Consider the following 14,960-nt stretch of genomic DNA (forward strand, 5'->3'; position numbering starts at 1 on the left):
CGGAGTAGCCCCGATGCCCACTGAGGCTGAGTTCCTCGACTACCTCCGACGCGCCACCGCCGACCTGCGCGACGCGCGCCGGCGGGTGCGTGAGGTGGAGGCCAAGGACCGCGAGCCGATGGCCGTCATCGGGATGGCGTGCCGGTTCCCGGGCGGGGTGTCCAGCCCGGCGGAGCTGTGGGACCTCGTCGACTCCGGCGGCGACGGGGTCGGTGACTTCCCCACCGACCGGGGCTGGGACCTGGAGCGGCTGTTCCACGTCGACCCGGACAACCCGGGCACCTCGTACACCAGCCAGGGTGGGTTCCTCTACGACGCGGCGCAGTTCGACCCGGGCTTCTTCGGCATCAGCCCCCGCGAGGCGCTGGCCATGGACCCGCACCAGCGGCTGCTGCTGGAGACGTCCTGGGAGGCGATCGAGCACGCCGACCTCGACCCGCAGCGGCTGCGCGGCAGCCGCACCGGCGTCTTCGCCGGGGTGATGTACCACGACTACGCGTCCCGGGTGCTGGACCTGCCCGACGGCGTCGAGGGGTACATCGGCACCGGCAACTCCGGCAGCGTCGTCTCCGGGCGGGTGGCGTACACCTTCGGGTGGGAGGGACCGGCGGTCACCGTCGACACCGCGTGCTCGTCGTCGCTGGTGGCCGTGCACCTCGCCGTGCAGGCGCTGCGCCAGCGCGACTGCGACTACGCGCTGGCCGGCGGCGTGACCGTGATGTCCACCCCGGGCACCTTCGCCGACTTCTCCCGGCAGCGCGGCCTCGCCTCGGACGGGCGGTGCAAGTCGTTCGCGGCGTCCGCCGACGGCACCGGGTGGTCCGAGGGCGTCGGCGTGCTGCTGCTCCAGCGGCTCTCCGACGCCCGCCGTGACGGCCGCCGGATCCTCGCCGTCGTGCGCGGCAGCGCCGTGAACCAGGACGGCGCCAGCAGCGGCCTCACCGCCCCCAACGGCCCCTCCCAGGAGCGGGTGATCCGGCAGGCCCTGGCCAACGCCCGGCTCTCCCCGGCGGACGTGGACGTGGTCGAGGCGCACGGCACCGGCACCACCCTCGGCGACCCGATCGAGGCGCAGGCGCTGCTCGCCACGTACGGGCAGGACCGGGGCGAGGGCGGGCCGCTGTGGCTCGGCTCGATCAAGTCGAACCTCGGGCACACCCAGGCGGCGGCGGGCGCCGCCGGGCTGATCAAGATGATCGAGGCGATCCGGCACGGGTCGATGCCGCGCACCCTGCACGTCGACGAGCCGTCCCCGCACATCGACTGGACCGCCGGCCAGGTCTCGCTGCTGACCGAGGCCCGCCCGTGGCCGGCGTCCGACCGGCCGCGCCGGGCCGCCGTGTCGTCCTTCGGCATCAGCGGTACGAACGCCCACGTCATCCTGGAGCAGGCCCCGGCCGACGCCCCGCCCGTCGCGGCTCCGCCCGCCGACGCCCCGCGCGTCGCCGTTCCGTCCGCCGCCGCCCCGCCCGCCGACGCCGCTCGGGCAGGCGGACCGGTGGTGCTTCCGCCGGCCCCGGTGCTGCTCTCCGCCCGCACCGCCGAGGCGCTCGCCGGGCAGGCGGCCCGGTGGGTCGACCACCTCGCCGCCGCCGACGACGCCCCCCGACCGGTGGACGTCGCCGTCTCCTCGATCAGCCGCTCCGGCCTCGAACACCGGGCCGTCGTCCTGGCCGAGAACTCCGACGACCTGCTCGCCGGGCTGCGGGCCCTCGCCGACGGCGAGCCGAACGGCACGGTCACCACCGGGGCGGCATCCCCGCGCGGCCGGGTGGCCTTCCTCTTCTCCGGCCAGGGCGCGCAGCGCGCCGGGATGGGCCGGGAACTGTCGGAGGCGTTCCCCGTCTTCGCCGCCGCGCTCGACGAGGCGTGCGCGCAGTTCGATCCGCTGCTGCCGGGCCCGCTGCGCGAGGTCATGTTCGCCGAGCCGGGAACGCCCGACGCGGAGCTGCTGGACCAGACCGTGTTCACCCAGGCGGGGCTCTTCGCCGTCGAGGTGGCGCTGTTCCGGCTCGTGGAGTCGTTCGGCATCAACCCGGACCTCGTCGCCGGGCACTCGATCGGGGAGATAACCGCCGCGCACGTGGCCGGGGTGTTCTCCCTGGCCGACGCGTGCGCCCTCGTCGCCGCGCGGGGCCGGCTGATGCAGGCGCTGCCCGCAGGCGGTGGGATGCTCGCGATCGCCGCCGACGAGGCATCGGTCACCGCGTCCCTGACCGGGCTGGCCGACCGGCTCGACGTGGCCGCCGTGAACGGCCCCACCGCTGTGGTGGTCGCCGGGGACGTCGACGCCCTGGACGAGCTCCAGCAGACCTGGTCCGAGCAGGGAGTCCCCACCCGCCGCCTGCGGGTCAGCCACGCCTTCCACAGCGTCCGCATGGAGCCGATGCTGGCGGAGTTCGCGACCGTCGCCGAGGGGCTGACCTACCACGCGCCGACCATCCCGGTCGTGTCCAACCTGACCGGCCGGGTCGCCGAGCCGGGGCAGCTCCGCGACCCCCGCTACTGGGTGCGGCACGTCCGTGGCACGGTGCGCTTCGCCGACGCCGTCGCCTCCCTCCACGCGGAGGAGGTCGGCACGTACCTGGAGCTGGGTCCGAGCGGCGTGCTCACCGCGATGGCGCAGGGCTGCCTCGCCGACCTGCCGGGGGACGAGCCCGCGCCCCTGCTGGTCGCGGCGGGACGCCGCGACCGGCCCGAGCCGCAGGCCGTCCTGGAGGCCCTCGCCCAACTGCACGTCCACGGCCTGGCCGTCGACTGGGCGGGTCTGCTCGCGGGCGGCCGGCGGGTCGACCTGCCGACGTACGCGTTCCAGCACCAGCGGTACTGGCTGGAGCCGGCCGGCCGGTGGATGGACGTCTCCGGGGCGGGCCTCGGCGCGGCCGGGCACCCGCTGCTCGGCGCCGCCGTGTCGGTGGCCGGCGAGGACATGGTCGTGCTGACCGGCCGGCTGTCGGTGTCGACGCACGCGTGGCTTGCCGATCATGTGGTCGGTGGTGTGGTGGTGGTGCCGGGGACGGCGTTGGTGGAGTTGGCGGTGCGGGCCGGTGACGAGGTGGGCGCGTCGCGGGTGCGGGAGTTGACGGTGGCCGCGCCGCTGGTGCTGCCCGCCTCGGGTGGGGTGCGGGTGCAGGTGCGCGTCGGCGCGGCCGACGCCTCCGGCGTGCGGTCGGTGACGGTGCACTCGCAGCCGGAGGAGGACGCCGACCCCGAGTGGGTCCGGCACGCCGAGGGCACGCTGGAGCCGGTGTCGGCCGAGGAGCCGGTGCTGGGGGAGTGGCCGCCGGCCGGCGCGTCCGAGGTGGACCTCGCCGGCTGGTACCCGGCGGTCGCGGACCGTGGCCTGGTGTACGGGCCGGTGTTCCAGGGACTGCGGCGGGCGTGGGCTTCCGGTGGTGAGGTGTTCGCCGAGGTGGCGTTGCCGGACGAGGTGGCGGGGGAGGCGGCGGCGTTCGGGGTGCATCCGGCGCTGCTGGACGCCGCCCTGCACCCGATCGGGCTGCTGCTTTCCGGCGCGGAGTCGGACGGCCCCCGGGTGCCGTTCGCGTTCGAGGGTGTGCAGGTGTACGCGTCGGGGGCGCGGGTGTTGCGGGTGCGGCTGACCCGCGAGGGCTCCGGGGTGCGGCTGGTCGCGGTGGACTCCTCGGGTGCGGCTGTGGTGTCGGTGGACTCGCTGGTGCTGCGGGAGATGGCCGGGGTCGTTGCGCCGGGTGCGGCAGCGCGGTCGCTGTTCGAGGTGGTGTGGCAGTCGGAGGAGGCTGTCTCCGCTGGCGACGCGGCCGGTTGGGCGCTGCTGGTAGCACAGACGGGGCAGCTCCATAGTGTCGGCGGCGAGGGTGTCGCCGGGCTGGCCGGGGAGCTGACGACCAACAGCGGGCTGGCGTCGTATCCGGATGTGGTCGCGGTGGTGGACGCGGTCGCGGCGGGCGCGGCGGTGCCGCCCGCGCTGGTGCTGCCGGTCTCCGCCGTCGCCTTCGGGGCGGCGGTGCCGGACTCGGTGCGCGACGTGACGTCCGCCGTGCTGGCGACCGTGCGGTCCTGGTTGGCCGCCGAGACCCTGACGGAGTCGAGGCTCGTCGTGGTGACCCGGGGCGCGGTGGCGGCCCGGGACGGTGACGAGGTGACCGACCTGGCGGGTGCGGCGGCGTGGGGTCTGCTGCGGTCGGCGCAGTCGGAGCATCCGGGCCGCATCGTCCTCGCGGACGTCGACGGCGACGCCGACCTGGCGACGCTGGACCTGCTGGCCGGGGTGGCGGACGAGCCGCTCCCCTCGGGCGGCCAGGTCGCGGTGCGGGCCGGCGCCGTGTACGCGCCACGTCTGGTGCGCGCGTCGATGTCGGCGTCGACGCCGGATCCCGCTCCGGTGGTGGGCGAGGGCTCGGTGCTGGTGACCGGCGGCACGGGCGCGTTGGGCGCGCTGCTGGCGGAGCATCTGGTGGTCGCGCACGGGGTGCGGTCGCTGGTGCTGGTGTCGCGGCGGGGCCCCGGGGCGGCCGGAGCGGACGCGCTGGTGGAGCGGCTGGCGGGGTTGGGCGCGTCGGCGCGGGTGGTGGCGTGTGACGTCACCGACCGGGAGCAGGTCACCGGGCTGGTCGCGGAGATCACGTCGGCGGGTCGACTGGCGGGTGTGGTGCACACGGCCGGCGTGTTGGACGACGGCGTCGTGGAGAGTTTGTCGGCGGAGCGGTTGGCGGGTGTGCTGGCGCCGAAGGTGTCGGCCGGCTGGTTCCTGCACGAGGCCACGGCCGACCTCGACCTGGACCTGTTCGTGCTGTTCTCGTCCATCGCCGGGGTGCTGGGATCGCCGGGTCAGGCGGCGTACGCGGCGGGCAACGCGTTCCTGGACGCGCTGGCGGCGCACCGCCGGCAGGCGGGCCTGCCGGCGGTCAGTCTCGCCTGGGGCATGTGGGACACCGACGGGATGGGGGCGTCCCTCGGCGAGGCCGAGCGGACCCGGTCGGCCCGGGGCGGCGTCGCCGCGATGAGCGCCGAGACCGGGCTGGCGCTGTTCGACGCGGCGGTCGCCGCAGACCGGCCGGCGCTGGTGCCGGCCGTGATCGACGTGGCCGCCCTGCGCGCCTCGGCCGGCTCCGGCATGGTGCCGCCGATGCTGCGGACCCTGGTCGGGGCGACCACGGGCCGCCGCCAGGCGGGACAGGGGGTCACCTGGGCCACCCGCATCGCCGGCCTCGCCGCCGGAGAGGCCCGCGCCCAGATCGACGCGCTGGTCCGGGGGCTCGTCGCCCAGGTCCTCGGTCACGGCGGCGCGGAGGCGGTGCCGGCGGACCGGGCGTTCCGGGAACTGGGCTTCGACTCGCTGACGGCGGTGGACCTGCGCAACCGGGTCAACGCGGCCACCGGCCTGCGGCTGCCGTCGACGCTGGTGTTCGACTACCCGACGCCGCAGGTGCTGGCCGCCCACGTGCACGACGAACTCGCGGGGGCCGACGGCGCCGCCGTGGCCGCGTCGGGCACGCGCACCAGCACCGGCCCCGACGAGCCGATCGCCATCGTCGGCATGGCGTGCCGCTACCCGGGCGGGGTGGAGACGCCGGAGCAGCTGTGGACCCTGTTGGCCGCCGGTGGCGAGGGCATCGGGGAGTTCCCGGCGGACCGGGGCTGGGACCTGGAGTCGTTGTTCGACCCGGATCCGAACAGCAGCGGCAGCTCGTACACCCGGCACGGCGGCTTCCTGTACGACGCGGCCGAGTTCGACCCGGCCTTCTTCGGGATCTCGCCGCGTGAGGCCCTGGCGATGGACCCGCAGCAGCGGTTGCTGCTGGAGGCGTCGTGGGAGTCGTTCGAGTCAGCCGGCGTGGATCCGCAGCGGTTGCGGGGCAGCCGAACGGGCGTGTTCGCGGGCGTCATGTACCACGACTACGCCTCCCGACTCATGGAGGTCTCCGACGAGGTCGAGGGGTACATCGGGACCGGCAACTCGGGCAGCGTCCTCTCCGGGCGCGTCGCCTACACGTTCGGCCTGGAAGGGCCGGCGGTCACCGTCGACACGGCCTGCTCCTCGTCGCTGGTCGCCCTGCACCTGGCCGCGCAGGCGCTGCGGTCCGGCGAGTGCGACCTCGCGCTGGCCGGCGGCGTCACCGTGATGGCCACGCCGGGGACGTTCATCGAGTTCTCCCGGCAGCGGGGACTGTCGCGGGACGGGCGGTGCAAGTCCTTCGCCGCCGCCGCCGACGGCACCGGCTGGTCCGAGGGCGTCGGCATGCTGCTCGTGCAGCGCCTCTCCGACGCCCAGCGCGAGGGCCGCCGGATCTACGCGGTCGTGCGGGGCACCGCCGTGAACTCCGACGGCGCGTCGAACGGGCTGACCGCGCCCAATGGCCCCTCGCAGCAGCGGGTGATCCGACAGGCCCTCGCCAACGCCGGGCTGTCCACGGCGGACGTGGACGTGGTGGAGGCGCACGGCACGGGCACGACGCTGGGCGACCCGATCGAGGCGCAGGCGTTGCTGGCCACGTACGGGCAGGACCGGGCCGCCGACCGGCCGCTGCTGCTCGGCTCGATCAAGTCGAACATCGGCCACACCCAGGCCGCCGCCGGGGTCGCCGGGGTGATCAAGATCGTGCAGGCCATCCGGTACGGGATCGTGCCCGCCACCCTGCACGTCGACGAGCCGTCCCCGCACATCGACTGGACCGCCGGCGCGGTCGCCCTGACGACCGGGTCGGCCCCCTGGCCGGCCGTGGACCGGCCCCGCCGCGCGGCCGTCTCCTCGTTCGGCATCTCCGGCACCAACGCGCACGTCGTCCTGGAACAGGCCCCCGAGCCGGTCGTCGCGGCGGACGCCCAGCCCGGTGCCGCCGCCGACGCCGGGCTCGTCCCGCTGGTGCTCTCCGCCGTGGACCGTCCCGCCCTGCGGGAGCAGGCCTTCCGGCTGCGCGCACACCTGGCCGCCCACCCGGAGCTCGAGCCCGCCGGGGTGGCGTACGCCCTGACCACCACCCGGGCGGCGTTCCCGCAGCGGGCCGTCGTCCTCGGCCAGGACCAGTTCGAGCTGACCCAGGGCCTGACCGCGCTGATCGACGGCGAGTCGACGGCCACCGTGGTGACCGGTGCGGCGCTGCGCAACACCGCCCCCGTCTTCGTCTTCTCCGGGCAGGGCTCGCAATGGCCCGGGATGGCGCTCGACCTGCTGGACTCCTCCCCGGTCTTCGCCGCGTCGATCGCCGAGTGCGAGGCCGTCCTCACGCCCTGGGTGGACTGGTCGCTGACCGACGTGCTGCGCGGCGCCGAGGGCGCCCCGCCACTGGTCGCCTCGGGCGTGGTGCAGCCCGCCCTCTGGGCGGTGATGGTCTCCCTGGCCCGGCTGTGGCGCTCGCTGGGCGTACGCCTGGGCGGGGTGGTCGGGCACTCGCAGGGCGAGATCGCCGCCGCCTGCGTCGCCGGCGCCCTCTCCCTGGAGGACGCCGCCAGGATCGTCACCATGCGCAGCCAGGTGCTCGTCGACATCGCCGGCAAGGGCGGCATGGTCTCGGTCGCCCTGCCCGCCGACCGGGCCCGCGAGATGCTGAAGCGGTGGCCGGGCCGGCTCGCCGTCGCCGTGATCAACGGACCCGGGTCGGTGGTGGTGGCCGGCGACCTGGACGCCCTCGCCGAACTCGTCGCAAGCTGCGCGGCCGACGACGTGCGGACCCGCCCCCTCGACGTCGACTACGCCTCTCACTCGCCACAGGTCGAGGCGGTCGCCGACCGGCTCCTGGCCAGCCTGGACGGGATCACCGCCCGCCCCACCGAGCTGCCGTTCTACTCCGCGCTCACCGGCGAGCTGATCGACACCACCGCCCTCGACTCCGGCTACTGGTATCGCAACCTGCGGGAGACCGTGAACTTCGAGCGGGCCATGCGCAGCATGCTCGCCGACGGCCACCAGGTCTTCCTGGAGGTCGGCCCGCACCCGGTGCTCAGCTTCGGCATGCAGGAGACGATCGACGCCGGCGACCACGACGCGGCCGTGGTGTCCACCCTGCGCCGGGGGGCCGGCGGCTGGGCCCGGATGCTCACCGCCCTCGCCGAGCTGCACGTGCGCGGTGTCGAGGCGGACTGGAACGCGGTCTGCGGCGTCCGCACCGGCCCGGCGGTGCCGCTGCCCACGTACGCCTTCCACCGGCAGCGGTACTGGCCGCAGGCGCCGGTGCGGACCGGCCCGGCCGCAGCCGTCGAGGACCAGGTCGACCGCCAGTTCTGGGACGCCGTGGAGCGGGCCGACGCCGAGGCCCTCGCCGCCGCGATGCGGATCGACGAGACCGAGGCCCGGACGCTCGACGGGGCGCTGCCGCTGCTTTCCTCCTGGCGGCAGCGGCGGCGCGACGAGTCCACCGTGGACGCCTGGCGCTACCGGGTGCGGTGGACGCCGCTCACCGTCGCCCCCTCCACCACGACCCTCGGCGGGACCTGGCTGCTCGTCGCGCCGGCCGCGTACGCCGGCCACCCGCTGGTCGGGCAGGCCGTCGCGGCCCTCGGCGAGGCCGGGGCCGACGTGGTCCCGGTGACCGTCGCCGACCCCGACCGGGCGGCGCTGGCCGGGCAACTCGCCGCCGTCGACACCGCCGCCGTCGCCGGGGTGCTCTCCCTGCTCTCCCTCGACGAGTCCGCCCACCCGGACCGGCCCGTCGTTCCCGTCGGCCTCGCCGGCACCCTCGCCCTCGTGCAGGCCCTCGGCGACGCCGGGATTCCCGCCCCGCTGTGGTGCGCCAGCAGCGGCGCGGTCTCCACCGGGCGTGCCGACCCGCTCGGCCACCCCCGGCAGGCCCTCGTCTGGGGCCTCGGCCGGGTCGTCGCCCTGGAGCACGCCGACCGGTGGGGCGGCCTGGTCGATCTGCCGGTCGAGTTGGACCGGCGGGCGCGCGGCCGGCTCGCCGCCGTCCTCGCCGGCGTCGACCACGAGGACCAGATCGCCGTCCGCCCCTCCGGCCTGTTCGCCCGCAGGCTTGCCCCCGCCGGTACGGACAGCGTGCCGGCGGACACCGGCTGGCGACCCGCCGGCACCGCCCTGGTCACCGGCGGCCTCGGCTCGATCGGCGCGCACGTGGCCCGTTGGCTGGCCCGCGAGGGCGCGTCCCACCTGGTGCTGACCAGCAGGCAGGGCGCGGCGGCGCCGGGCGCGGCCGAGCTGGAGGCGGAGCTGACCGGGCTCGGCGCGACGGTGACCGTGGCCGCCTGCGACGTGGCCGACCCCGACTCGCTGCGCGGCCTCGTCGACCGGCTCGCCGGCGAGGGCGTCACGGTCGACGCCGTGTTCCACGCCGCCGGGGTGGCCCACGCCGGTCTGCTCGCCGGCACCGACCTGGCCGAGCTGGCCGACAGCCTGCACGCCAAGGTCGCCGGCGCGGTCAACCTCGACGAGACCTTCGGCGGCGAGGTCGACGCGTTCGTGCTCTTCTCCTCCGGCGCGGGCGTCTGGGGCGGCGGCCTCCAGGGCGGCTACGCCGCCGGCAACGCGTTCCTCGACGCCCTCGCGGAGGACCGGCGCCGCCGCGGCCTCGCCGCCACCGCCGTCGCCTGGGGCGCGTGGGAGGGCAGCGGCATGGTCGAGTCCGAGGGCGCCGCCGACCAGATGTTCCGCGCCGGCGTCCGCCCGATGCGCCCCGACCTGGCCGTCTCCGTGCTGGCCCAGGCCCTCGCCCAGGACGAGACCACCCTCACGGTGGCCGACATCGCCTGGGACCGGTTCCACCAGACCTTCGCGATGACCCGCCCCCGGCCGCTGATCGAGGACATCCCCGAGGTGGCCCGGATCCTCGCCGCCGCCAGGGCCCGGGACGACGACGAGTCGGCCGAGGAGTCCCCGCTGCGCGGCCGGCTGGTCGGCCTGGCCGAGCCGGAGCGCCGCCGTACCCTGCTGGAGCTGGTCCGGGTGCACGCGGCGGCGGTGCTCGGGCACGCCTCCGTTGAGGCGATCAGCGCGGACCGGCCGTTTCGGGAGATCGGCTTCGACTCGCTCAGCGCCGTGGAGATGCGCAACCGGCTCGGCGAGGCCGCCGGGCTGCGACTGCCCGCCACGCTGGTCTTCGACCGGCCCACCCCGGAGCTGCTCGCCGGCTGGCTGGCCGACCGCATCCTCGGCGTCACCGAGCAGGCCGCCGAGCCCACCCAGGCGGTCGCCGCCCTCGACGAGCCGATCGCCATCGTCGCGATGAGCTGCCGCTACCCCGGCGGGGTGGCCAGCCCCGAGGACCTGTGGCGGCTGGTCGCCGAGGGCCGCGACGCGATCGCCGGGTTCCCCGCCGACCGGGGCTGGGACCTCGACGCCCTCTACGACCCGGATCCCGACACCCCCGGCACCTCATACGTGCTCCAGGGCGGCTTCGTCGCCGACGTCGGCGGGTTCGACGCCGGGCTGTTCGGCATCTCCCCGCGCGAGGCGCTGGTGATGGACCCGCAGCAGCGGCTGCTGCTGGAGACCGGGTGGGAGCTGTTCGAACGGGCCGGCATCGCCCCCGTCGACATGCGGGACAGCAGCACCGGCGTCTTCGTCGGCACGAACGGCCAGGACTACGCCACCCTGCTCATGGCCGCACGGGCCGAGACCGAGGGCTACCAGGCCACCGGTAACGCCGCGGCGGTGGTCTCCGGCCGGCTCTCCTACACCTTCGGCCTCCAGGGCCCGGCGGTCACCGTCGACACCGCCTGCTCGTCGTCGCTGGTCGCGCTGCACCTGGCCGTGCAGTCGCTGCGGGCCGGCGAGTGCGAGCTGGCCCTCGCCGGCGGCGTGACCGTGATGGCCACCCCCGGCCCGTTCCTGGAGTTCGCCCGGCAGCGCGGCCTCGCCGCCGACGGCCGGTGCAAGTCGTTCGCCGGTGCCGCCGACGGCACCGGCTGGGGCGAGGGCGCCGGCCTGCTGCTCCTCCAGCGGCTCTCCGACGCGCGGCGGGACGGCCGGCGCGTCCTTGCCGTGGTCCGTGGCTCCGCCACCAACTCCGACGGCGCATCCAACGGGCTCACCGCCCCCAACGGCCCCGCCCAGCAGCGGGTCATCCGGCAGGCCCTGGCCAACGCCCGGCTGACCACCGCCGACGTCGACGTCGTCGACGGGCACGGCACCGGCACCCGGCTCGGCGACCCGATCGAGGCCCAGGCCCTGCTGGCCACGTACGGGCAGGACCGGGCCGCCGACCGGCCGCTGCTGCTCGGCTCCGTCAAGTCCAACATCGGCCACACCCAGGCCGCCGCCGGGGTCTCCGGCGTGATCAAGATGGTGATGGCGCTCCAGCACGACCTGCTCCCGCCCACCCTGCACGTGGACGAGCCCACCCCGCACGTCGACTGGTCCTCGGGAGCCGTCGCGCTGCTCGCCGAGCCCACGCCGTGGCCCGAGGAGGACCGGCCGCGCCGGGCGGCGGTGTCGGCGTTCGGGGTGAGCGGCACCAACGCCCACGTCATCCTCGAACAGGCACCCCCGGCCGACGCCGAGGACCCGGAGACCACCGGGCCGCAGCCCGCGCCGCCGCTGCTGCCCTGGGTGATCTCCGGCAACGACGACGGCGGGCTGCGCGCCCAGGCCACCCGGCTCGCCGACTGGGCCGCCGCCGAGCCCGCCGCCGTCGCCGCCGTCGCCCGGGCGCTGGCCACCAGCCGGTCCCACCTGCGGCACCGGGCCGTGCTGCTCGCCGCCGACCGGGACGGGTACCTGGCCGGGCTGCGGGCGCTCGCCGCCGGGCAGAGCCACCCGGCCCTCACCCAGGACGTGGCCGAGCCGGGCGGCACCCTCGCCGTGCTCTTCTCCGGCCAGGGCGCCCAGCACGCCGGGATGGGCCGGGAGCTGTACCACACGTTCCCCGCCTTCGCCGAGGCCCTCGACGAGGTCTGCCAGCATCTCGACGTCCACCTGCCCCAACCGCTGAAGGCGGTGCTGTTCGCCGCCGAGGGCAGCGCCGAGGCCGACCTGCTGGACCAGACCGTCTTCACCCAGGCCGGGCTCTTCGCCGTCGAGGTGGCGCTGCACCGGCTCCTGGAGACCTGGGGGATCCGGCCCGACCTGGTGGCCGGGCACTCCGTCGGCGAGATCGCCGCCGCCCACGTCGCCGGGGTGTTCGGCCTCGCCGACGCCTGCGCCCTGGTCGGCAACCGGGGCCGGCTCATGCAGGCCCTCCCGGCCGGCGGCGGGATGCTCGCCGTCGCGGCAGGCGAGGCCGAGGTCACCGGCACGCTCGCCCCGTACGCCGACCGGGTCGCCGTCGCCGCCGTCAACGGCCCGGCCGCCGTGGTGGTCTCCGGCGACGGCGACACGCTCGCCGAGCTGGCCGAGCACTTCACCGCCCTCGGGGTACGCACCAAGCGGCTGAACGTCAGCCACGCGTTCCACAGCCCGCTGATGGAGCCGATGCTCGCCGAGTTCGCCGCGGTCGCCGCCACCCTCGACTACGCCCCGCCGGCCGTCCCGCTGGTGTCCAACCTGACGGGCCGGCTCGTCGACCCCGAACTGGTCGGCACCCCCGAGTACTGGGTGCGGCACGCCCGGGAGGCCGTCCGGTTCGCCGACACCGTCACCCACCTGCACTCCCTCGGGGTGGCCACCCTGCTGGAGGTCGGCCCCGACACCGTGCTCACCGCCCTCGCCACCGAGGCGCTGCCCGACGAGGGGCGCACCCTGGTCACCGGCACGTCCCGCCGTGGCCGGGGCGAGACGGCCGCCCTGCTCGGCGCGCTGGCCCGGCTGCACTGCCACGGCGTACGGGTCGACTGGGCGGCGCTGCTGCCCGCCGTCGGCCCGGTCGTCCCGCCCACGTACGCGTTCCGGCACCAGCGGTTCTGGCCGGTCGGCGACGGCGACGTGGTCAGCACGGCCGAGCCGGCCGCCCCGGTGGCCGTCGCCGCCGACGAGGCGTTCTGGCAGGCCGTGGCCGACGACGACGGCGACGGGCTGGCCGCCCGCTTCGGCGTCGACCCGGACCGGCCGCTGCGCGCCCAGCTACCCACCCTCGCCCGCTGGCACCGGCAGCGGCAGACCGACGCGCTGGTCGACGGCTGGCGCTACCGGATCACCTGGCCGCAGCGGCAGCTCACCGCCGGCCCGGCCACCGGGGACTGGCTGCTGGTCGTCCCCGCCGGGGCCGCGACGGAGACCGCCGAGCGGATCGCCGAGCTGGTCGGCGACCACGGCGGCACCGTGCACACCCTCGCGGTCGACGCGGCCACGGCCACCCGGGCCGGGCTGGCCGAGCGGCTGGCCGTCGGCCCGGCCGCCCGGATCGTCTCGCTGCTCGCCCTGGACGAGCGGCCCCACCCCGACCACCCGGCGGTGCCCGCCGGCCTCACCGGCAACCTCGCCCTGATCCAGGCCGTCACCGACGCCGCCCCGGCCGGGCCGCTCTGGCTGCTCACCCGGCAGGCCGTCAGCACCGGCCCCGGCGACCCGATCGCCCACCCCGCCCAGGCCACCACCTGGGGTCTCGGCCTGGTCACCGCGTTGGAGCACCCCGCGCACCGGGGCGGCCTGCTCGACCTGCCGGCGGAGCTGGACCCGGCCGCCGCCGAGCACCTGCTGCGGGCGCTGACCAACACCGAAGCCGAGGACCAGCTCGCCGTGCGTCCCCTCGGGACGCACCTGCGGCGGCTCGCCCGGGCCGCCCGCGCCGAACTGCCCGACGACCCGGCCTGGCAGCCGCCCGGCACCGTGCTCATCACCGGCGGCACCGGCGCCATCGGCCGGTACGCCGCCGGTTGGCTGGCCCGGCACGGTGCGGAACGGCTGATCCTGGTCAGCCGGCGCGGCCCCGACGCCCCCGGTGTCGCCGACACCCTGGCCGAGCTGGCCGGACTCGGCGCGCAGGCTCGGGCGGTCGCCTGCGACCTGGCCGACCGGGACGCCGTCGCCGCCCTCGTGGCCGGGCTGCGCCGCGACGGCGAGACCGTGCACGCCGTCGTGCACGCCGCCGGCGTCGGCCGGCTCAACCCGGTCAGCGTCGTCGACACCGCCGAACTCGCCGACGTGGTCGCGGGCAAGACCGCCGGGGCCCGCCACCTCGACGAGTTCCTCGACCACGACGACCTGGAGCTGGTGGTCTACTTCTCGTCCATCGCCGCCGCGTGGGGCGTCGGCGACCACGGCGCGTACGCCGCAGGAAACGCCTTCCTCGACGCGTGGGCGCAGTCCCGGCCCGCCGGCCGGGCTCGGGTGCTCTCGGTCAACTGGGGCCCGTGGGCCGGCGGCGGCATGGTCAGCGACGAGCACGCCGTGGCGATGAGCCGGCGCGGCGTCTCCCTGCTCGATCGGGAACCGGCGATGGCCGCCCTGCGCGCCGCGATCTCCGGCGACGGCACCGTGCTCACGGTCGCCGACGTGGACTGGGCTCGCTTCGCCCCCGTCTTCGCCTCCGCCCGGCCCCGGCCCCTGATCAGCGACCTGCCCGAGGTGGCGGCCCTGCGCGCCGGCCCCGACCCGGCCGTCGACGGCGACGAGGCCCTGACCGGGCTGCGCAAGAGGCTCGCCGACCTCACCGCCGCCGAGCAGAACCGGCTGCTGGTCGACCTGATCCGCACCGCCGCCGCCGAGGTCATCGGCCATGACAGTCCGTACGCCCTGGAGGCCGACCGGCCGTTCCGGGACCTCGGCTTCGACTCGCTGACCGCGGTGGAGCTGCGCGGCCGGCTCGCGAAGAGCACCGGCCTCAACCCGGCCAGCTCGGTGGTGTTCGACTATCCCACCCCGCAGGCCCTCGCCGAGCACCTGCGCGCCGAGCTGGTCAGCGAGGCGTCGGTGGAGGCGTTGCCGACCATCGACGAGCTGGACCAGTTGGAGGCCGCCCTCGCCGGGCGCGAGCAGGACGACCTCGGCCGGGTGCGGGTCACCGTGCGGCTGCATCGGCTGCTGGAGCGCCTCGGCGCCGCGGAGCGGCCCGACGATGCCGCCGACGTGGCCGACCGGCTGCGGGTGGCCAGCAACCAGGAGCTTTTCGATCTTGTCGACAGGGACCTCGGGCTTTCCTGAGTCACGCGTCACGTAC

1 protein-coding gene is annotated in these 14,960 nt (G+C 76.3%); it reads left to right on the forward strand.

Translation table 11 applies throughout. The features are described 5' to 3' along the window. The first annotated feature begins 13 nt into the window (after positions 1 to 13). On the forward strand, positions 14 to 14,944 hold the full coding sequence (locus GVV04_RS26605; RefSeq protein WP_161691674.1) for a type I polyketide synthase: 14,931 nt from the start codon (positions 14 to 16) through the stop codon (positions 14,942 to 14,944). Positions 14,945 to 14,960 lie beyond the last annotated feature (16 nt).

It is taken from the genome of Micromonospora rubida (genome assembly GCF_009908295.1).
Classification (GTDB): Bacteria; Actinomycetota; Actinomycetes; order Mycobacteriales; family Micromonosporaceae; genus Micromonospora; species Micromonospora rubida.

Excerpts from the sequence above, each read along its gene's own strand:
- GVV04_RS26605 (WP_161691674.1), top strand. The coding sequence starts at position 14 with ATGCCCACTGAGGCTGAGTTCCTCGACTACCTCCGACGCGCCACCGCC.